Here is a 17,473-nt window from a genome sequence, read left to right on the forward strand (position 1 = left end):
CTTTCGCCTTCGGCGGAAAATTTTCTTCCCGCCGAAGAGCGCTTCGATCATTCCGCCGGCGTGCGCAGATTGGTTTCGATGGCCGCGAGTTCGTCACTGACCGAGCCGGCGACCACGCCATTGCCGCGCAGCGACTTGTTGGAAATGTCGATCATCGGCGCGAAGGTAGCGGTCGGCATGCGGACATCTTCCTTCACGGGCTCTTCGACGGGCAGGGCGTCTGCGAGGCTCGGCCGATCGCCGCGCGCCACTTCGAGCTGGCCGCTGAGGATCGCGCGTTCGGCGCGGAGCTGGCGGATTTCCGACTTGGCGATTTCAAGGCTCGTCCGCAGCTGGCTGATTTCATAGCGGTCGGTATCGAGGCGCGTGTCGAGATCGTGCTTGAAAGCTTCGATCTCGCGGTCGCGCTTGCTGCGCTGGCCTTCGGCCTCGCGCAGCTTCATCACCAGATCGTTGCTGTGGGCAGCGAGCTCGCGGCGGGCGGCTTCGCTTTCCGTGCCGTTGAGACGAACGCGGTTGAGCTCGTCGGTCATCCGCTCCAGGCGTGCCAGCGCCGTGGCGAGTTCGCCCTTCGTACGCTTCAGTTCCGCACGGGTCGACTGCAGTTCCTCGTCCGTCATCTTGTTGCGGCCGTTGGCGGTCGACAGCAGCTTCTCGACAAGCTCTGACTTCGAACCGATCGCCTCGTGCCTGGTGCGCAGGTTTGCGATTTCGAGCGTCGAGGAGGTTTCCAGCGTCTCGAATTCGGTTTCCAGGCGGCGATAGCGTTCCTCGGAAGCGACCAGATCCTGCTTCAGGTTGGCGACGGAGGACTGCAGGCCGCGTGTCAGCGCCTCATGCTCGGAAAGATTGGTCTTGAGGTGGCTGCGCTCTTCGTTGAGACGGGCGATTTCGCGAAGCTGGATGCTGTTTTCGCGGCGCGAGCTTTCAACGAGCAGCTGATGGGCCGTGGTTTCCAGTTCCAGCTTCTCGCGGGTGCTCGCCAGTTCGCGGCTGCGCGCATCATGATCCTGCTGCGTGCGGCGAAGCTGTGAGGAAACCTCGTCGAATTGCAGCGCCCGGTCGCGGATCTCGCGCTCGGCATCGATCAACCGCGCCTCGACGACGGTGAATTCTTCCCGCGTCAGCTCATGCACGCCCTGCAGCTTCACCAGTTCTTCGCGGTAAGTGCCGGCCTCGACGCGAAGCTGGCTGCCGTCGAGCTTCAGCTCCTTGTTGTCGGCCGTCAGGCGCTGGTTTTCCTGGTCAGCCTTGCGCCGCGCATTGCTCTCATAGTCGAGGAGCGAGCTCAAACGCGAACATTCGGCCCTCAGAGCGCCCGTTTCGTTGAGCGAGTGACTGTGCGCACCGAGCAGCGAGGAAACCCGCTCCTGCAGCGACGTCAGGCTAACGAGCAGCTCCTCGGAAGATTGCTTGTTTTCCTCGATTGCCGTGCCGAAAGCCTGGAAATCATCGACTTCCGAAACGCTGTACTGCACCGGCGGTTTGTCCACGAGACCCGTCTGTTCGGTGACGGACAACATCTGGCGATGGCTGGATACTCTCAAACCCGGCTTGACGGGTTCTTCATTACGACGAAAAAAGCTCATGACCATCACACGCCCCGAAGTTGATGTCAGAAGTCCCTGAAATGATTTATGCAATGCTAATTAAGCTATTCCTATCAAAGGTTGCGCTAACGCTCTTTGATAGCCCTGGATTGCATCTAAGACGCGCTATTCATCGCCTGTCAAAAGCGCCCAAAAGAAATTAACAGTTTTTTATTGAAATAACGGCCGCCGCCCCTAAGCGCGGCTGCCGGACCCGAGCGTGCCTCATCTTCCAGGGGCGATTACGGGAATGTGAGCGCCGCAAGGAGAGGGATTTTATTCCTTTGCATGGCAGTTCCCGTCTTGTCGTCACGCTGCTTCATATCCCTGAAAGCGCGACATCTCCGGGTGATTTATGCGTGTGGAGAAAGCCCGTGACGAGAGGCAATTTTTCCTCGAAGCGGTTGTTTTTTGATAATTCGCCGGTTGCCTCTCAATGCTTCCCCTCCTATGTTCCGCCTCACCTGCCGATGACGCAATCTATTGCCAAGAGGAGATCTGATATGGCTTTCGAATTGCCTGAACTTCCCTATGACTACGAAGCCCTTGCTCCCTTCATGTCGAAGGAGACGCTGGAGTTCCACCACGACAAGCACCACAAGGCATACGTCGACAACGGCAACAAGCTCGCAGCGGAAGCCGGCCTTGCCGATCTCTCCCTGGAAGAGGTCGTCAAGAAGTCCTTCGGCACCAATGCCGGCCTGTTCAACAATGCTGCGCAGCACTACAACCACATCCATTTCTGGAAGTGGATGAAGAAGGGCGGCGGCGGCAACAAGCTGCCGGGCAAGCTCGAAGCTGCCTTCAATTCCGACCTCGGCGGCTATGACAAGTTCAAGGCCGATTTCGCCGCTGCCGGCGCCACCCAGTTCGGCTCCGGCTGGGCCTGGGTTTCCGTCAAGAACGGCAAGCTCGAAATTTCCAAGACCCCGAACGGCGAAAACCCGCTCGTTCACGGCGCCACCCCGATCCTCGGCGTCGACGTCTGGGAACACTCCTACTACATCGACTACCGCAACCTGCGTCCGAAGTACCTCGAAGCCTTCATCGACAGCCTGATCAACTGGGACTACGTCCTGGAGCGCTACGAAGCGGCGACGAAGTAAGCACTTCCGAGCATCTGATTTTCAGCACCCGGCGCCGCAAGCGCCGGGTGTTTTCGTTTCTGCTTCTATTCTCCTGCAATCTATCCGCCAAGGATGGCTTGACTCATTCATACCCGATTGGCTATAGATCGATCCATAGCCAATCGGGTATGAATTCAAATGTCGAATGCTCAAGATGCGCTGTTCAGGGCGCTTTCCGATCCGACCCGTCGGGGCATCTTCGAGCGCCTGTGCCGTCAGGGCGAGAAGACGGTTGGCGCTCTGACGACTCACGCGGGTGTGTCTCAGCCGGTTGTTTCGAAACATCTGGCGGTGCTCAAAAACGCCGGCCTCGTGCGCGACCGCCATGAAGGTCGTCAGACGCATTACAGCGCCGAAATCCGCGCGCTTGCTCCGCTCGCCGACTGGACGACGGAGATGGCCGGCTTCTGGGAGAGCCGGTTCGACGCTTTGGAAGATTTGCTCAAAAGGATGGACCAATGAACGACACCGCAACTGAAATCCGCTCCGTCATCGTCGAGCGGGAAATCGCGTTCCCGCCGGAAAAGATCTGGCGTGCGCTCACCCAACCGCATCTGATCCAGGAATGGCTGATGAAGAACGACTTCAAGCCCGTGCGCGATCACAGCTTCAAACTGACCGCCGAGTGGGGCTCCGTCGATTGCCGGGTACTGGAAATCGAGCCGAACCGAACGCTCGCCTATACCTGGGATGCCTACGGTCTCGAAAGCACCGTTACCTGGACACTGACACCTGTCGAATCAGGCACGCATCTGCGCATGGAACAAGCCGGCTTCCGTCCGGATCAGGAACAGGCCTACCAGGGCGCCAAGTTCGGCTGGCAGCGTTTCTTCGAAAATCTGGAACAGGTGCTGGCGCGCGCCGACTGAAGCATGACGCACGGCGTCTGATTGTTTGAGGAGGAAGAATAATGAATTGGAACAAGGCGATCCGCCAGCTTCACCGTTGGCTGTCCATCATCTTCACGGTGACTGTCATTGCCAATTTCGCCACCATGGCGGTGGGCGCTCCGCCTGCCTTTGTGGTTTACTCGCCGCTACCACCACTCTTTCTGCTATTGTTCAGCGGCCTCTACATGTTTGCCTTGCCCTACTTTGCCGGTCGCCGGGAACAGGCGTCGGCCGCAAGGTAAGGAATCGCAGCTACCCGTAAAAGGGTTTGTCCCCATTCCTGCGTAAATACCTCATCTTGCGTTGCCGAAATGCCTACGAAAACAGCGTCGATAAAGGGTAAGGCAGCGCAAGCGAGGGCATTTCGTTTCGTGCAAAATATTCGAGTGATCTTGTCTCAGTATCTGTCCACCCGCCGCGATCTTCGATGACCCGACATTTAAATAGCGTGACGACATATTCGACCTGATCGCCGTTTGGATAGGTGTAGCGAAAATCTCTACCTCCAAAAACGCCGAGGATGTTGGTAGGGGTCACTGCAAGGCCAGTCTCTTCCATGACCTCACGAATGACGGCTTCTTCCGGGGTCTCCCCTGGTTCAATTGCGCCGGCAGGCAAGCTCCATCCCTCTCCCGAAGCTTTTTCCTGTAAGAGCAGATTGCCACGGGGATCGTGGATCACAGCAGCAATCGAAGGCAGGATCAGCAAGCGGTTTCCGATCAGGCCGCGAAGCTCCCTTATGTAGGATGTCATCTGGAATGCTCCTCAGAGGATAAGACCCATGTTGTATGGGCCGGACGACCGATGCAAGAGCGGTATTGGCGGGGCTCCCAAGACCGCGGCTGGCCCGTCACATCGCTGTCATCCGCCGCCTCTACATCACGCCGCATGTCTTCCGCCGATCTTCCCCTTTTCCGCTTCGGCATCATCGCCGATCCGCAATATGCCGCATTCGAACCGCAGGTCGAGATGGGGCGCTATTACGCCAACAGCCTCGCCAAGGTCGGTGCCGCGATCGAGACCTTCAATGGCGAGGAGCTGAGCTTCGTCATGACGCTCGGCGATATCATCGACCGCGATTTCAAGAGCTTCGACGATATCCTGCCGGTCTATGACACGCTGTATCACGAAGCGTTCTTCCTGCTCGGCAATCACGATTTTGGCGTGGCTTCTGAGCATCTGGAAAAGGTCGCGGGACGGGTCGGCATGCCGGCGCCCTATTACAGCTTCCAGCGCCACGGTTTCCGCTTCATCGTACTCAACGGCAATGAGGTCAGCACCTTCGCGCCGCCGGAAGGCCATCCCCACCGTGCGCTTGGCCGCGAGCGTCTGGCGGCTCTGCTGGCAGCCGGCGCCGACAACGCCCATGAGTGGAACGCATCGCTGAGCGACGAACAGTTCGCCTGGCTGGCTGGTGAGATCGAAGCAGCGAAAGCGGCGGGCGAGAAGGTGATCGTCATGAATCACTTCCCCGTCCATCCGCCCTGCGAGCATGACATGTGGGACCGGCAGCGCATCGTCGAGCTTCTGTCCTCGCAGGAAAACGTCGTCGCCTATCTCAACGGCCATAACCATGTCGGCAATTACGGCAAAGTCGGTGGCTGCCACTTCGTCAATTTCAAGGGCGTGGTCGATACCGAGAGCGAAAACACCTTCGCCATCGTCCATGTCTACGAGAACCGGATGGAGATCCGCGGTTTCGGCCGCGAGGATAGCCGCACGCTCAACTACTAAGCCACTTCCGTTGCGATCGCCGCTGGCTGTGCCCGGTGCTCCTGCGCGTCCTTCTTCGGCGGCGTGCCGAACATGCGCGAATATTCGCGGCTGAACTGCGAGGCGCTTTCATAGCCCACCTGATAGGCGGCATTGGCGGCATTAATGCCATCGGCCACCATGAGCCGCCGCGCTTCCAAAAGCCGCAACTGTTTCTGATATTGCAGGGGGCTCATAGAGGTCAGCATCTTGAAATGCTGGTGAAAGGAGGAGGGGCTCATCCTTGCTGCCGCCGCCAGCTGCTCCACGCGCACCGGCGCCGTGAAATTGTCGCGCAGCAGGTGAATGGCATCTGCCACACGCCGCGTCTGGCTGCCGGGCAGCGCCAGCTTGCAGACCTCGCTGCCATTCTCGCCGGACAGCAGCCAGAAGCTGATCTCGCGCAGGATCGCCTGTCGCAGGATCGGGATAGATTTCGGTGTGTTGAGCATGCGCATCAGCCGCAGGATGCAATCCTGCAGCTCTGCCCCGAAATGCTGCACGAAAACGCCGGGACCGCCCTCACCCGAAGGCTTCGGCGGAGTTTCCATCGCCTCCAGAACCTCGCGCAGAATGGTGACATCGAGTTCCAGCGTCAGCGCGATCATCGGCCGTTCCACGCTTGCCTCGATCACCTGGCCGAAGGCAGGCATTTCCACGCTGATAACCAGCGCCTGCATGGCTGTATAGGTATAGAGCCGTTCTCCGAACATGATCTGCTTGGCACCATCGATGATGATGCAGAGCGCCGGCCGGTAGATCGCAGGCTTTGGCATGGTCAGCGTGGAAGAACGCATCAGGTAGAAGCCGGGCAGGGCAGTTGCAAACAGCCCGTCGCCGCCACCGTGGCTGTCCATGTACTGGTTGAGTACAGTCTTGATTTCATTGGACATCGTCATTCTCCGGGTAGCGGCCTTTGCCCGCTATCCTACTCCGTAGACCGGAGGCGACAACCTATCTGGAGGAATAGGCAAGAAGTTCGAGGCTTTCGGCATTCAAGAAAAGGGGTGTCAGGACCTAGATTCCAGTCATCCGAACAAGGAGTAACTGAGATGACCGATCAGAACACGAATTCGAAAATCGCAATCGTCACCGGCGGCAGCCGCGGCCTCGGCCGCAACACCGTCGTCAGCCTCGTCCGTGATGGCGTCGACGTGATCTTCACCTATAATTCCAACCGCGCCGAGGCCGACAAGGTCGTCGCCGAGATCGAAGCGCTCGGCCGCAAGGCCGCCGCCCTGCAGCTCGATACCGGCAATGTCGCCACCTTCGATGCTTTCGTGGACAATGTCCGCTCGGTGCTGAAGGGCTGGGGCCGCGAGCACTTCAACTTTCTCGTCAACAATGCCGGAACCAGCTACCATGCCTCGATCCTGGAGACGACCGAAGAGGAAATGGACAGGCTCTACAACATCCATTTCAAGGGCGTCTTCTTCCTGACCCAGAAGCTCCTGCCCGTAATCGCCGACGGCGGCCGCATCGTCAATCTTTCCAGCGGCCTTGCCCGCGTCGCCGTGCCGGGTTCCTCGGCCTACGGCTCGCTCAAGGGCGCCGTCGAGGTGCTGACGCGCTACATGGCCAACGAACTCGGCGCCCGCGGCATCGCCGTCAACACGGTCGCACCCGGCGCCATCGCCACCGATTTCAGCGGCGGCATGGTGCGCGATAATCCGGAAATCAACCGCAGGGTCGCTTCGATGACGGCACTTGGCCGTGCCGGCGTGCCCGATGATATCGGCCCCATGATCGCCTCGCTGCTGACGGAAGCCAACCGCTGGGTCAACGCCCAGCGCATCGAGGTCTCCGGCGGCATGGCGCTCTGAGTTCTTGCTGGATGGAGGGTTGGCGGGCTTGGCTCACGCATTGGCCGCCAGCGGCTTTTCCGTCCAGCTCTCGGTCCACAGCGCGCGCAGACCGTCGCCTTCACCCTTGAAGAAGACGTCGGCTTCGGCACAGGCCTCCACCCGGTCGCCGCGGAAATTGCGGATCGCTTGCCTGAGTTCGCACCAGGCAACGATATTGGCGGTTTGGGAATAATAGATCAGCGCGATCGGGCGGATCATCCGCTCGGTCGTGCGTCCCATTTCGTCGCGATAGTTGAGCGTGAGTTTGCGTTCGTCGCGGATCGCACGGCGCACAATGGCAAGGTCGACGCCTGCAGGCGCCTGGGCGACCGTGCCCCAGGCAAACAGCGCCTTGTTCTCCATCGCCTGGCGCAGCGGTGCGGGTACTGCGCCGGCAAGCTTCTGGTTGACGCGCCGGGCGGCAAGCTTCAGCTCTTCGTCGCCGGTGCGCTCCAGGAGCGCCAGGGACAGCACGATCGCTTCCGTCTCTTCGATCGAAAACATCAAAGGCGGCAGATCGAAGCCCGGCCGCATGATATAGCCAATGCCGCGCCCGCCCTCGATCGGCACGCGCATCGCCTGTAGCGCAGCGATGTCGCGGTAGATCGAGCGCACCGTCACCTCCAGCCTCTCGGCCATGACGGCTGCGGTCATCGGCTTCTTCGCCAGCCGCAATATCTGGATGATCTCGAAAAGCCTGGAGGCCTTGCGCATTTGTCGCCCTTTCTCCAACGCTCCTGACAATACACTGTCAGTTGGCTTCCCGTATAGAGCCATCTATCGGATTGAAATTGATGAATTTCCTGAAAAATCGCACGAAAATACAGGATGGACAACTGACATGAATTACCACGAAAGCCTCTGGCTCTACTTCACCCTTCTCTTCGGCATCATCATCGTGCCCGGCATGGACATGCTCTTCGTGCTCGCCAACTCGCTGACCGGCGGCACCAAGCGCGGGCTGGCCGCCACCAGCGGCATCATGCTCGGCGGGGCCGTGCATTCGGCCTATGGTGCGGCGGGCGTCGGCATTCTCGTCGCCATGCTGCCGCAGACCTTCAACGTGCTGCTCTTTGCCGGCGTCGCCTATATGATCTGGATTGGCATTTCGCTGATGCGCAGCTCGATCAAGGTCGAGGCGGTCGGCCCCGGCACGGCGCGTTCCACCTGGAAGGCGTTCCGGCAGGGCGCGGTCACCTGCCTCGTCAATCCCAAGGCCTATATCTTCGTGCTCGCCGTCTATCCGCAATTCATAAAGCCGGAATATGGGCCGATCTGGCTGCAGGGGTTGATAATGGGCATCATGACCGTGCTCACGCAGCTCGCCGTCTACGGAACGCTCGCGATGACGGCCGGCCGCAGCCGCGATCTCCTGGTTTCCAACCCGAAGACGACTGCCGTCATCGGCCGTCTCGCCGGCCTGCTGCTGGTCGTCATCTCCGCGATCAGCCTCTGGCAAGGGTGGAAGACAGCCTGATCTTGCCTATTTTTATCACATTGTTTTTATGAGGATCCGGCTAAACGTGACTATGCGAGCACATGGATTTTGTCATGATCCCGGTGCAAATTGCCCTCGACCGGCTTCGCCGGTGGAACAATGGAGAGAGAATCATGAATTGGAAAACAGTTGCGGCGGCTGTTGCGTTCGCCGGCATTGCCCTCGGTTCGGCCATGGCCGTCGACGGCACGCATGACGCACGTATTGGAATGATGAAGCAGATCGGTGGCGCAGCAGGCGCGCTGTCCGCCATCGCCAAGGGCACCAAGCCGTATGATGCGGATGCCGTGAAGACGGCGCTGACGACGATCGCCACCACGGCGAAGGCCTTCCCGGACCAGTTCAAGCCGGGCACCGAGACGGGCGACGAGGAAGCAAGCCCGAAGATCTGGGAAAACATGGATGACTTCAAGGCACGCGCCGCGAAGCTGTCTGCCGACGCCGAAACCGTGCTCGCCCAGCTTCCGGCTGATGCCGCCGGCGTCGGCGCTGCGCTGAACACGCTCGGCGGCAATTGCGGTGGCTGTCATCAGCTCTATCGCATCAAGAAGGACTAGGCGATAGAGCTATTCCCGTATGATCTCGCGATCCGCATCGGCCCTTGCCGCCGGTGCGGATCGCCTTATTCTCCCCGGCAGCGGGGCCGGGGCCGGCAAACCCGGGAATGTCCCTTGATATCGACAGTAAGGAGAGGCGGCGCATGGTCCGCAGGTTCATCCGCTTTGTGCTCTGTCTCATCGGCATCGTCGTGATCGGCGGCGCAGCCTTCTACTTTATCACCGCGCCCGATCCGCTGCCGGAAAGCCATTGGGCCAATCTCGGCGCGCCCGACGTTGCGAATGGCGAGAAGGTGTTCTGGGCCGGCGGCTGCGTCAGCTGTCATGCCGCGCCCGGTGCGAAAGACGATGCGAAGCTGACGCTGACCGGCGGTCTCGCCCTGACGAGCCCCTTCGGCACCTTCCATGTGCCCAACATTTCTCCGGATGAACAGGCCGGGATCGGCCGCTGGACGCTGGCCCAGTTCGGCAATGCCATGAAGCGCGGCGTCGGCCCCAATGGGCAGCATCTCTACCCGTCCTTCCCCTACGGCTCCTATACGCGCATGAGCGACAAGGACGTCAACGATCTCTTCGCCTATCTGAAAACGCTGCCGAAGAGCAGCAACGTCGCACCGCCACATGAACTGCCGTTCCCGTTCAACATCCGCCTGGCGCTCGGTGGCTGGAAACTCCTCTATTTCAACGACCAGCCGCGCGTCGTGCTCGCCAATGCCGACGACAAGCTCAAGCGCGGCCAGTATCTGGTCGAGGGCCTCGGCCATTGCGGCGAATGCCACACCCCACGCGATTTCCTCGGCGGCTTCGTCCGCGATCAGTGGCTCGCCGGCGCGCCGAACCCGGAAGGCAAGGGCCGCATACCCGATATCACGCCGGGCTCGAAGAGCGTCGGCTCCTGGAGCGAGGCCGACATAACCAACTACCTTCAGACTGGCTTCACCCCGGATTTCGACTCCGCCGGTGGCCAGATGGTCGACGTGCAGCAGAACATCGCCCATCTGCCGCAGTCCGATATCGAAGCGATCGCAGCCTATTTGAAGGCCGTGCCGAGCAAGTAGCGTCTGCCTGGGGCAAGCGCCGCAAGCCACACTGCCACCATGAAGCACCCGACCCTTGAGGAAACAGACGCTGCGATTGCTCGCATGCAGGACCGGCTTGCCGCGCGCAATGCCGTTCTTGCGCGCTGGTTTTCCGACACACTTGCTGTCATGGAAGCAAAAATCGCGAGCCGCCTCGATGATCCCGGCGATCTGGCGCAGGCAAGGGCTGCGGCCTTTTTGTTTGTAAAGAGGGCGCTTCACCAATGGGCGAGCCGCCCGGTGCATGAGGTGGCGCCCGGAGACAGCCTCCCGAAAGAGGCTCGACGGCTCAAATGATTGGCATGCTTGGGGCCGCTCAGGCCGCCTTCGGCTGATGCTCCGCACCAAAGATCTGCACATAGGTGTCGAGCTCTTCGCTGCCGAAGCCGAGTGCCCGGTAGATCTCTGCCGTAAAGGTAATCGGCGCCGAACCCGGCGCAGTGACGATCATGCCGGAGCGAACTGCCTGCGGTCCCTCACGGTAATGCGCTTGGCCATGATAGCCCTCGGCGCCGGCGAGGAGATCGGGGGCGTTGCTGGTATGGGCAACCTGGTCGAGAGCACCGGCACGCGCCAACGCCAGCGTCCCGCCGCAGATCGCAGCGGTGAGCTTGCCGCGTGCGATGAAGTCGTTGATCACGGGCGAAAGGTCGGGCGTCTTTTCTGTCTCCCAGATGGTGCCGCCGCAGATGACCAGCGCATCGAAGGCGTCGCCATGCAGGTTCTCGGCTACCGCATCGGGTGCCACTCGCATGCCGCCCATGGAGCGCACTTCCGCGCCGCCGGGACTTGCCGTCACCACATCGAAACCGAAATGGGTGCGGGCGGAGGCAGCAAGCTGCCCCACTTCCCAGTCCGCGAAGCCTTCGGTCAGAACCACCGCCAGTCGGGTCATGCTTTCCTCCCTTGCAAGATGGCCGAGCGGCTGTAGCCACTTACGACAAAGCCTGCATATAGCGCATGCCGGTGACCGGGCGAGGGGTGAAATCCATCTGTTCGTAGAATCGGTGCGCCTTGAGATTGCCGGTCGCAGCGCTGACGGAGAGGTAATCGCAGCCCGCAATACGTGCCGTTTCGCGGGCGCGGTCGACGAGAAGCTGGCCTGTGCCATGGCCGCGATGGCCATCGCGTACGAAGAGGTGATGCAGATCCATGCCGCGCTTGCCCTCCTGCGCCCTGTAGAGTGGAACGAGGATGGCGTAGCCGATCAGCCCGTCGCTACCATCAGCGACGAGGGCCGAAATCCACGGCGTCGGGCCGAAGAGATCGCGTTCGAGCTGTGCAGGTGTGGAAGCCGAGATGTCGCCGTGATGGGCGGCAAGCAGGCCGATCATTTGGTGGAGTTCGGATATGTCGCGGGGTTTGGCGGCGCGGATCGTCACGACCGGCGGTCGCATGAGCGATATTTCGCTGTCTTCGATTTCAAGCATGGTCTTCGCGTCCTTTTTGAGTTTATGCCGCCAGGACGCTGCTGATACAACAAAGCCGCCTGACGGCGGCTTGTTGACATTATGATCTGTCTCGGCCGCCCTTTACAGGTACAGCCAAAAATACGAGCGGTTATGGTGCGCGTTCTTGATCATGCGCCATACATTCTCCGAAACCGCCCGTTTGTCAATGGCAGATGCAGGCCAATCAGGCCGCACTGGCGGGTATGGCACAGACACCTGCCGCGCAGCCTTCAGCCTTGTCACTGGGCGCCGCCGCTGGAATGGGTGCCGCCAGCGCCATGCCGATGCGCGTGCCGAGAGCGATATCGTCTTCGACCCCGAAGGCATGATGCAGGATAGCACCATCGCGGCCGATCAGGACCGAGGAGGGCGTTCCCCTGAAACCATAGCGGCGCATCGTCACCGGTATGTCGGAACGCCCGTCCGCCTGATCGACACCGATTGGCGCGGTCAGCCGATATTCATGGATGAAAGCCCTGAGCACGGTTGGTGTCATCGCTTCGTGATGCTCGAAGACCGTGTGCAAGCCGATGACTTGAAGATCCGTGTTGGCGAAGATGCGCTCGATGCGGCGCACTTGCGGCAGGCTTTCGGCCACGCAGCCGGGGCAGAGCAGCTGGAAGCTGTGCAGGTAAATCACCTTGCCACGCAATCCGGCGATGGAGAGCGGTTGAGGCGTGTTGAACCATTCGCTGACGGAAAGTTCCGGTGCGAGTGTCAGATCGGACATGTCGAAATCCTTGGTCGTTGGGCAGCCCTTCGCATCATCAGTTGCATCCGGGGCGCAATGGGATAATCCTGCCTGGCGTTTTCTTTCTCTATTTGCCTGGAGAGAGGAAAGAGCCGGTCCGGCGATGGCAGTCGACGGACCGGGCACGCGGGTTGTGAAAATCGCCTTGTCGCCCTTGGTGACAATCTGCGTTTCAATGATGTCGAACGAGGCCCTCACGCTCTTCGACGGCTCGGCCGTGACGGGATGGGCCACGGCTGAGCCGAGCCAAAGCGACAGCGTTCCGGCGATGGCTGCGCCGGTGATCAACTGCCTTAACATTTTGGACTTCCTTCTCTTTCTAGGTTGCCTGGAGAGTGCGCCTATCCTTTTTCAAAGGCGTCCCAGGTGGCAGCCCGGGTTGCCGGATCGGCGGTTTCATGGTCACGGCAGTCGATGCGCAGTTCATTCCTGCCGAAGGCCGCGTTCACGAAATTGCAGTGGTGCGGTTTGGCAGCACCAGAATGCTGGTAGGGGCGGAAGTAGCGACAGCTCGTGCACATCCGCTGGATCGGTATGGCGTTTGCCTCCTGCAGATGCCGGATCATCTTGACGAGTGACAGCAGCAGGCTCTCCTGTTCGCTCGCGGAGAGCGAACGGGCGGCCTCCATCGCCGCCGTTTCGATCGGCGAAACGGAGCCGAGCGCTGCCGTTCCCTCGACCGTGATGCGGATCGCGGTGGCGCGCTTGTCGTCGGGAGCGCTCGCCTTGGCGACGAGCCCCTTGCGCTCCAGTGCCGCAATCGAATCCGTCGCCGTCGGCTGCGAGACGCCGAGATGCGCCGCAATCTCCTTCACCCGTGCGCCATTGCGACCGGCGAGAAATTCGAGGATCGCAAGCTGCGTCGGCTTCAGCCCGGCCTTTTCGGCCTTCGACCATTCGTCGCTGCGCATTGCGATTGCGATGCGCGACAGGCCTTCGCTGATGCGGTTGTCGATCGATGTGGGGTCTTTAGGCGTTTCCATGCACGTAATATATAGGAGTCCTATGTAATTTCAAGGACAATTGCGCTGTATTGCCGCTTTCGTTTTTCGGGAGGGTAATATAGGGTACCCCCCTATCCTACATTAGAGACTGCCATGTCCCATACGACCCATCAGAAGAAGAAACTCATCGCCCGTGTCAGTCGCATCCGTGGCCAGCTCGAGGCGGTCGAGCGCGCGCTGGAGGGCGAGCGTCCCTGTGGCGAGATCCTCCAGCTTCTCGCCTCCGTGCGCGGCGCGCTGACGGGGCTGACGGGCGAGGTGCTGGACGACCATTTGCACGAACATGTGCTGCATGCCGCCGACGAGAAGGCGAGGGCGGAGGCAGTCGAAGAAATATCGGAAGTCTTGCGAACCTATATCCGCTGAACCGGATCGATAAGGAGCTGGCGATGAGTGCCGGAACGAATACCCATGGACATGAGCATATCTTCCTGGGGCAGGACCATGCCCGGAACGAACACCGCATCTGGCTGGTGATCGCGCTGACGGCGGTCATGATGGTCGTCGAAATCGGCGCCGGCACCATTTACGGCTCGATGGCCCTGGTGGCCGATGGCTGGCATATGTCCACCCATGCCAGTGCGCTGCTCATCTCTGCGCTCGCCTATCTCTTCGCCCGCAAGCAGGCCCGCAACCCGCGCTTCACGTTCGGCACCGGCAAGCTCGGCGATCTAGCCGGTTTCGCGAGTGCCATCATTCTGGCAATGATCGCGCTGCTGATGGGGTGGGAAAGTTTCCTGCGCATCACATCGCCCGTGCCGATCAGCTTCAGCCAGGCGATTGCCGTCGCCGTCATCGGCCTTGCCGTCAACCTCGTCAGTGCCTGGCTCCTCAGCGGTGGCGGCCACGACCACCACCATCACGGTCACGGGCATGATCACCATCACGATCATCATCATGCCCATGGCCATGATCACCATGGTCATGCGGATAACAATATCCGCTCCGCCTATATGCACGTCATCGCCGACGCGCTGACCTCGGTGCTCGCCATCGCCGCGCTCACCTTCGGTAGCCTTTATGGCTGGCTCTGGCTCGATCCTCTGATGGGCATTGTCGGCGCTCTCATCATTGCGCAATGGTCCTGGGGTCTGATGAAATCGTCCGGAGCTGTGCTGCTTGATGTGCTCTCCGAGGGTGAGACGCTGCCGGATGAGATCCGCGGCGCAATCGAAGGAGACGGCGACAGCATCACCGATCTGCATGTCTGGCAGGTCGGTCCCGGCCACCATGCAGCGATCGTCGCCGTAATGACACCACAGCTGCGCGACACCGCTTTCTACAAGGAGAGGCTCGCGAGCCTGGACGAGTTGTCGCATGTGACGGTGGAGGTCACGCACGCTGCCTGATCCCGCCAAAAAGCCGAGATGCCGCCGCAATCGGGCCTTACGCCTGTGATCCTGATTCCCCGGAGGTCTTCATGAATCACAGCCTCACCCGCCGCAGCTTCATGGGCTCCGCCTTGCTGCTGCCTGCATTGGGCTTTGCCCCTCTCGCACGCGCTGAGCAGCAGGACGCCGATATCGACAAGCGGCTTGCAGCACTGGAAGCGCGCATTGGCGGGCGTCTCGGGGTCTCCGTTCTCGACAGCGACACGAATGTTTCCTTCGGCTATCGCGGCAGCGAGCCCTTCGCCATGTGCAGCACCTTCAAGGTTCTGGCCGCCGGCCTCGTTCTTGCCCGTGTCGACAAGGGCGATGAGAGCCTCGACCGGCCCGTCAAATACGGCAAGGAAAAGCTTGTCACCTATTCCCCCGAGACCGAAAAGCATGCGGGCGGCGACGGCATGACGATGGCCGAGATCTGCAAGGCCGGCATTACACTGAGCGACAACACTGCCGGTAATCTGATGCTGGAAAGTTTCGGCGGCCCGGCTGCACTTACCGACTGGCTGCGCTCGATCGGCGACGGCACGACAAGACTCGACCGCATGGAAACCGCACTGAACGAGGCCGCGAAAGGCGATCCGCGCGACACCACGACGCCGGATGCAATGCTCGATTCACTCGGCAATATCGCTCTCGGCTCGGTTCTGGCAGAAACCTCTGCAAATCAGCTGGTCGACTGGATGATTGCAAACACGACCGGCGGCGCGCGCCTGCGCGCAGGCCTGCCCAGCGACTGGAAGATCGGCGACAAGACTGGAACAGGCGACAACGGTTCGGCCGGTGATATCGCCATCATCTGGCCGCCGAAGCGCGGCCCCATCGTCGCCGCCGTCTATATGGCGGAAACGACGGTCAAGATGGACGAATTCAATCCCGTCTTCGCCGAAATCGGCAAGATGATCACTGAGATGGTGTAGGCCGCCAACAGCGTCGCGGTCGGTCGGACTCAACGAAAAAACCGCAGCCCGGTTCGCGGCCTGCGGCTTTCGAAAGATTTAGGTGATCGATCGGCAACTATCAGCCGTTTTCGGCCTAGTCGGTGGACTTCGTATTGCTTGCCTGCGCAGTCGCAGGATCAGTGGTGCCGTCTCCACCGCCTTCGATGCCGGCGAGCTCGCGCTTGATCTGCTCGGCGATTTCCTTCTCTATCGCCGCGCGCTCGTCGGCAGGCATCGCCTTCAGATCGTCTTCGGTGAGATTATGGGCTGCCAGATAGCGGGCGCGGATGAATTCTTCCGGCGTCATGCTGCTCCAGTCGGAGAATTCGTCGACCAGGCTCTTATGTGCTGCCTTGGCTTCCATTTCTGCATCAGAGGGTTGGTTGATATAGGTCTCGTTGCCGGCCTGCACCGCCCACATCGTATTGGCGATGGACGGCGGGGTGGTGCTCGGCTGCAGGCCGGCGCCGGACTGGTTGCGCGTGCTGCCGCCAAATTCCTCGGTCTGCTTGTTCTTGGATTTGCCCTGCTCGAAGAGCGAGCCGAGGCCAGAGTAAATTGAGAGGTTGCTACCGATTTCCATGAAAAATCCCCCTGAAAAACCGGCTGCACCATTCTCCCCGGAGCCTGTCTGAGGCTTGCGTCTCTACCAGAGGGCGAGCAAATCTTTGGCCACCGCTTAATCCAGCAGGAAATCGATCATCGTCCTCGTCGCGGCCGAGAGACGGCGATGCGGCGCGTAGACCAGCGAAAAAGGGCGCGAGCGCCCGCTGATGTCAGGGAGAATCTCGATCAGGCTGCCGCGATCGATCCTGTCGCGAACGATGAAGTCGTAGCTCTGGCAGATGCCCATGCCGGCTTCGGCCAGTGATACGACGCCCAGCACATCGTCGTGGATCTCGATCGTCCCCTCCGGCGTCCAGTCCGTCTCCGCGCCATCGATTCGAAACAGCCATGGCGCCGGCCTGCCGGTGCTCGGCATGAAAAACGGCAGGCATCTGTAGCCTGCCAGGTCTTCGATCGTCCGGGGCGTGCCCGTGCGCTTGAGATAATCAGGCGAAGCGACGAGCCGCAGCGGCGCGTCTTCCAGCTTGCGGCCGACAAGCCCGCTGTCCGGCAGCGGCCCGAGGCGGATTGCCAGATCGTAGCCTTCGGCGACCAGATCGACATTTCGGTTGGTGATGCTGACTTCGACATGCACATGCGGATGGGCAGCACAGAAGCGCGTCAGTTTCTCCGGAAGCCGGAAATGGCCATAGGTGGTGGAAACGCTGAGACGAACGCGGCCGCTAAGCGCTCCGTCCTGTCCCTGAATGGCGCGCTCGGCATCTTCGATCAGCGAGAAGGCCGCTCGCGTCTGCTCCAGATAAGCGCGGCCGGCCTCGGTGAGGCTGAGCCGCCGCGTCGTGCGCCGCATGAGCTGCGCACCAAGCCGCGTCTCCAGCCGCGTGATCGCCCGACTGAGCACCGAAGGCGTGGTTGCAAGCGCGATCGCGCCACCGCTGATCGAGCCTTTTTCCACCACGGTGACGAAGGCTTCCACATCGCCGAGATGATCGAAACGCCGCATGATTATAACCTTTTAAGAACAGATGATTTCCACCG

Annotated in this window: 23 protein-coding genes; 13 read left to right on the forward strand and 10 right to left on the reverse strand. The window is 60.7% G+C overall.

Features of this window, described 5'->3' with window-relative positions; genetic code table 11:
• Nucleotides 1-47: 47 nt before the first annotated feature.
• Nucleotides 48-1,589: a hypothetical protein gene (locus AB8B33_RS03395; protein ID WP_439014362.1), complete on the reverse strand. Its 1,542-nt coding sequence runs from the start codon at nucleotides 1,587-1,589 to the stop codon at nucleotides 48-50.
• A gap of 503 nt (nucleotides 1,590-2,092) precedes the next feature.
• Here AB8B33_RS03395 and AB8B33_RS03400 point away from each other — a divergent pair.
• The 4 genes from AB8B33_RS03400 (at nucleotide 2,093) to AB8B33_RS03415 (ending at nucleotide 3,848) form a co-directional block, all read left to right on the forward strand.
• Nucleotides 2,093-2,695 carry a superoxide dismutase gene (locus AB8B33_RS03400; protein WP_007827154.1) on the forward strand — a complete coding sequence of 201 codons (603 nt, stop codon included), beginning with the start codon at nucleotides 2,093-2,095 and terminating at the stop codon, nucleotides 2,693-2,695.
• A 159-nt stretch (nucleotides 2,696-2,854) separates the two neighbouring features.
• Nucleotides 2,855-3,178 (forward strand): ArsR/SmtB family transcription factor, encoded by a 324-nt coding sequence (locus AB8B33_RS03405; RefSeq protein WP_310378030.1) that lies wholly within the window; start codon nucleotides 2,855-2,857, stop codon nucleotides 3,176-3,178.
• Nucleotides 3,175-3,585: an SRPBCC family protein gene (locus AB8B33_RS03410; protein ID WP_439014363.1), complete on the forward strand. Its 411-nt coding sequence runs from the start codon at nucleotides 3,175-3,177 to the stop codon at nucleotides 3,583-3,585. The genes AB8B33_RS03405 and AB8B33_RS03410 overlap by 4 nt, the downstream gene beginning before the upstream one ends.
• A 41-nt stretch (nucleotides 3,586-3,626) precedes the next feature.
• Nucleotides 3,627-3,848 (forward strand): hypothetical protein, encoded by a 222-nt coding sequence (locus AB8B33_RS03415; protein WP_310378027.1) that lies wholly within the window; start codon nucleotides 3,627-3,629, stop codon nucleotides 3,846-3,848.
• 73 nt (nucleotides 3,849-3,921) lie between these two features.
• Here AB8B33_RS03415 and AB8B33_RS03420 read toward each other — a convergent pair whose 3' ends face one another.
• Nucleotides 3,922-4,359 carry an NUDIX domain-containing protein gene (locus AB8B33_RS03420; RefSeq protein WP_439014364.1) on the reverse strand — a complete coding sequence of 146 codons (438 nt, stop codon included), beginning with the start codon at nucleotides 4,357-4,359 and terminating at the stop codon, nucleotides 3,922-3,924.
• Nucleotides 4,360-4,494: 135 nt separating this feature from the next.
• Between AB8B33_RS03420 and AB8B33_RS03425 the strand changes: the two genes are divergently transcribed.
• Complete coding sequence (locus tag AB8B33_RS03425) at nucleotides 4,495-5,340, forward strand: metallophosphoesterase (protein WP_439017181.1); 846 nt, start codon at nucleotides 4,495-4,497, stop codon at nucleotides 5,338-5,340.
• Here AB8B33_RS03425 and AB8B33_RS03430 read toward each other — a convergent pair.
• Nucleotides 5,337-6,251 (reverse strand): AraC family transcriptional regulator N-terminal domain-containing protein, encoded by a 915-nt coding sequence (locus AB8B33_RS03430; protein ID WP_439014365.1) that lies wholly within the window; start codon nucleotides 6,249-6,251, stop codon nucleotides 5,337-5,339. The two genes, AB8B33_RS03425 and AB8B33_RS03430, sit on opposite strands and share 4 nt — an antisense overlap.
• 159 nt (nucleotides 6,252-6,410) lie before the next feature.
• Between AB8B33_RS03430 and AB8B33_RS03435 the strand changes: the two genes are divergently transcribed.
• Complete coding sequence (locus tag AB8B33_RS03435; protein WP_439014366.1) at nucleotides 6,411-7,181, forward strand: SDR family NAD(P)-dependent oxidoreductase; 771 nt, start codon at nucleotides 6,411-6,413, stop codon at nucleotides 7,179-7,181.
• A 33-nt stretch (nucleotides 7,182-7,214) separates the two neighbouring features.
• On the opposite strand, the gene AB8B33_RS03440 is transcribed toward AB8B33_RS03435, so the two are convergent.
• On the reverse strand, nucleotides 7,215-7,916 hold the full coding sequence (locus AB8B33_RS03440) for a helix-turn-helix transcriptional regulator (RefSeq protein WP_439014367.1): 702 nt from the start codon (nucleotides 7,914-7,916) through the stop codon (nucleotides 7,215-7,217).
• 127 nt (nucleotides 7,917-8,043) lie between these two features.
• Here AB8B33_RS03440 and AB8B33_RS03445 point away from each other — a divergent pair, with 127 nt between their 5' ends.
• The 4 genes from AB8B33_RS03445 (at nucleotide 8,044) to AB8B33_RS03460 (ending at nucleotide 10,633) form a co-directional block, all read left to right on the forward strand.
• Nucleotides 8,044-8,679, forward strand: a complete 636-nt coding sequence (locus tag AB8B33_RS03445) for a LysE family translocator (protein WP_439014368.1) — start codon at nucleotides 8,044-8,046, stop codon at nucleotides 8,677-8,679.
• 134 nt (nucleotides 8,680-8,813) lie between these two features.
• Nucleotides 8,814-9,257 carry a c-type cytochrome gene (locus AB8B33_RS03450; protein ID WP_439014369.1) on the forward strand — a complete coding sequence of 148 codons (444 nt, stop codon included), beginning with the start codon at nucleotides 8,814-8,816 and terminating at the stop codon, nucleotides 9,255-9,257.
• 143 nt (nucleotides 9,258-9,400) lie between these two features.
• On the forward strand, nucleotides 9,401-10,315 hold the full coding sequence (locus tag AB8B33_RS03455) for a cytochrome c (RefSeq protein WP_113323211.1): 915 nt from the start codon (nucleotides 9,401-9,403) through the stop codon (nucleotides 10,313-10,315).
• A gap of 39 nt (nucleotides 10,316-10,354) precedes the next feature.
• The gene (locus AB8B33_RS03460) at nucleotides 10,355-10,633 is read left to right on the forward strand and encodes a hypothetical protein (protein WP_113323212.1); all 279 of its coding nucleotides are present in this window, start codon (nucleotides 10,355-10,357) and stop codon (nucleotides 10,631-10,633) included.
• A 19-nt stretch (nucleotides 10,634-10,652) separates the two neighbouring features.
• On the opposite strand, the gene AB8B33_RS03465 is transcribed toward AB8B33_RS03460, so the two are convergent.
• From AB8B33_RS03465 to AB8B33_RS03480, 4 genes are all read right to left on the reverse strand, one after another.
• Nucleotides 10,653-11,231, reverse strand: a complete 579-nt coding sequence (locus tag AB8B33_RS03465) for a type 1 glutamine amidotransferase family protein (protein ID WP_113323213.1) — start codon at nucleotides 11,229-11,231, stop codon at nucleotides 10,653-10,655.
• A 40-nt stretch (nucleotides 11,232-11,271) separates the two neighbouring features.
• Nucleotides 11,272-11,766, reverse strand: coding sequence for a GNAT family N-acetyltransferase (locus AB8B33_RS03470; protein ID WP_310378008.1), 495 nt, complete (start codon nucleotides 11,764-11,766; stop codon nucleotides 11,272-11,274).
• Nucleotides 11,767-11,971: 205 nt separating this feature from the next.
• Nucleotides 11,972-12,838, reverse strand: coding sequence for a hypothetical protein (locus AB8B33_RS03475; protein WP_439014370.1), 867 nt, complete (start codon nucleotides 12,836-12,838; stop codon nucleotides 11,972-11,974).
• 41 nt (nucleotides 12,839-12,879) lie between these two features.
• The gene (locus AB8B33_RS03480) at nucleotides 12,880-13,521 is read right to left on the reverse strand and encodes a MarR family winged helix-turn-helix transcriptional regulator (protein WP_439014371.1); all 642 of its coding nucleotides are present in this window, start codon (nucleotides 13,519-13,521) and stop codon (nucleotides 12,880-12,882) included.
• 114 nt (nucleotides 13,522-13,635) lie between these two features.
• Between AB8B33_RS03480 and dmeR the strand changes: the two genes are divergently transcribed.
• The 3 genes from dmeR (at nucleotide 13,636) to bla (ending at nucleotide 15,847) form a co-directional block, all read left to right on the forward strand.
• On the forward strand, nucleotides 13,636-13,908 hold the full coding sequence (gene dmeR, locus AB8B33_RS03485) for a Ni(II)/Co(II)-sensing transcriptional repressor DmeR (RefSeq protein ID WP_007816163.1): 273 nt from the start codon (nucleotides 13,636-13,638) through the stop codon (nucleotides 13,906-13,908).
• Nucleotides 13,909-13,931: 23 nt separating this feature from the next.
• Nucleotides 13,932-14,891, forward strand: coding sequence for a CDF family Co(II)/Ni(II) efflux transporter DmeF (dmeF, locus tag AB8B33_RS03490; protein ID WP_439014372.1), 960 nt, complete (start codon nucleotides 13,932-13,934; stop codon nucleotides 14,889-14,891).
• Between the two features lie 71 nt (nucleotides 14,892-14,962).
• Nucleotides 14,963-15,847, forward strand: a complete 885-nt coding sequence (gene bla / locus AB8B33_RS03495) for a class A beta-lactamase (RefSeq protein ID WP_439014373.1) — start codon at nucleotides 14,963-14,965, stop codon at nucleotides 15,845-15,847.
• A 115-nt stretch (nucleotides 15,848-15,962) separates the two neighbouring features.
• Here the strand turns inward: bla and AB8B33_RS03500 are convergent, their stop codons facing one another.
• Together AB8B33_RS03500 and AB8B33_RS03505 are read right to left on the reverse strand one after the other, a co-directional pair.
• A complete protein-coding gene (locus AB8B33_RS03500) occupies nucleotides 15,963-16,451 on the reverse strand; it encodes a hypothetical protein (RefSeq protein WP_439014374.1) in 489 nt (162 codons plus the stop codon).
• 96 nt (nucleotides 16,452-16,547) lie between these two features.
• A complete protein-coding gene (locus AB8B33_RS03505; RefSeq protein WP_310377985.1) occupies nucleotides 16,548-17,438 on the reverse strand; it encodes a LysR family transcriptional regulator in 891 nt (296 codons plus the stop codon).
• Nucleotides 17,439-17,473 lie beyond the last annotated feature (35 nt).

The organism is Rhizobium sp. 768_B6_N1_8 (assembly GCF_051811225.1).
Classification (GTDB): domain Bacteria; phylum Pseudomonadota; class Alphaproteobacteria; order Rhizobiales; family Rhizobiaceae; genus Rhizobium.

Excerpts from the sequence above, each read along its gene's own strand:
- AB8B33_RS03395 (WP_439014362.1), bottom strand. The coding sequence starts at position 1,589 with ATGAGCTTTTTTCGTCGTAATGAAGAACCCGTCAAGCCGGGTTTGAGA.
- AB8B33_RS03400 (WP_007827154.1), top strand. The coding sequence starts at position 2,093 with ATGGCTTTCGAATTGCCTGAACTTCCCTATGACTACGAAGCCCTTGCT.
- AB8B33_RS03405 (WP_310378030.1), top strand. The coding sequence starts at position 2,855 with ATGTCGAATGCTCAAGATGCGCTGTTCAGGGCGCTTTCCGATCCGACC.
- AB8B33_RS03410 (WP_439014363.1), top strand. The coding sequence starts at position 3,175 with ATGAACGACACCGCAACTGAAATCCGCTCCGTCATCGTCGAGCGGGAA.
- AB8B33_RS03415 (WP_310378027.1), top strand. The coding sequence starts at position 3,627 with ATGAATTGGAACAAGGCGATCCGCCAGCTTCACCGTTGGCTGTCCATC.
- AB8B33_RS03420 (WP_439014364.1), bottom strand. The coding sequence starts at position 4,359 with ATGACATCCTACATAAGGGAGCTTCGCGGCCTGATCGGAAACCGCTTG.
- AB8B33_RS03425 (WP_439017181.1), top strand. The coding sequence starts at position 4,495 with ATGTCTTCCGCCGATCTTCCCCTTTTCCGCTTCGGCATCATCGCCGAT.
- AB8B33_RS03430 (WP_439014365.1), bottom strand. The coding sequence starts at position 6,251 with ATGTCCAATGAAATCAAGACTGTACTCAACCAGTACATGGACAGCCAC.
- AB8B33_RS03435 (WP_439014366.1), top strand. The coding sequence starts at position 6,411 with ATGACCGATCAGAACACGAATTCGAAAATCGCAATCGTCACCGGCGGC.
- AB8B33_RS03440 (WP_439014367.1), bottom strand. The coding sequence starts at position 7,916 with ATGCGCAAGGCCTCCAGGCTTTTCGAGATCATCCAGATATTGCGGCTG.
- AB8B33_RS03445 (WP_439014368.1), top strand. The coding sequence starts at position 8,044 with ATGAATTACCACGAAAGCCTCTGGCTCTACTTCACCCTTCTCTTCGGC.
- AB8B33_RS03450 (WP_439014369.1), top strand. The coding sequence starts at position 8,814 with ATGAATTGGAAAACAGTTGCGGCGGCTGTTGCGTTCGCCGGCATTGCC.
- AB8B33_RS03455 (WP_113323211.1), top strand. The coding sequence starts at position 9,401 with ATGGTCCGCAGGTTCATCCGCTTTGTGCTCTGTCTCATCGGCATCGTC.
- AB8B33_RS03460 (WP_113323212.1), top strand. The coding sequence starts at position 10,355 with ATGAAGCACCCGACCCTTGAGGAAACAGACGCTGCGATTGCTCGCATG.
- AB8B33_RS03465 (WP_113323213.1), bottom strand. The coding sequence starts at position 11,231 with ATGACCCGACTGGCGGTGGTTCTGACCGAAGGCTTCGCGGACTGGGAA.
- AB8B33_RS03470 (WP_310378008.1), bottom strand. The coding sequence starts at position 11,766 with ATGCTTGAAATCGAAGACAGCGAAATATCGCTCATGCGACCGCCGGTC.
- AB8B33_RS03475 (WP_439014370.1), bottom strand. The coding sequence starts at position 12,838 with ATGTTAAGGCAGTTGATCACCGGCGCAGCCATCGCCGGAACGCTGTCG.
- AB8B33_RS03480 (WP_439014371.1), bottom strand. The coding sequence starts at position 13,521 with ATGGAAACGCCTAAAGACCCCACATCGATCGACAACCGCATCAGCGAA.
- dmeR (WP_007816163.1), top strand. The coding sequence starts at position 13,636 with ATGTCCCATACGACCCATCAGAAGAAGAAACTCATCGCCCGTGTCAGT.
- dmeF (WP_439014372.1), top strand. The coding sequence starts at position 13,932 with ATGAGTGCCGGAACGAATACCCATGGACATGAGCATATCTTCCTGGGG.
- bla (WP_439014373.1), top strand. The coding sequence starts at position 14,963 with ATGAATCACAGCCTCACCCGCCGCAGCTTCATGGGCTCCGCCTTGCTG.
- AB8B33_RS03500 (WP_439014374.1), bottom strand. The coding sequence starts at position 16,451 with ATGGAAATCGGTAGCAACCTCTCAATTTACTCTGGCCTCGGCTCGCTC.
- AB8B33_RS03505 (WP_310377985.1), bottom strand. The coding sequence starts at position 17,438 with ATGCGGCGTTTCGATCATCTCGGCGATGTGGAAGCCTTCGTCACCGTG.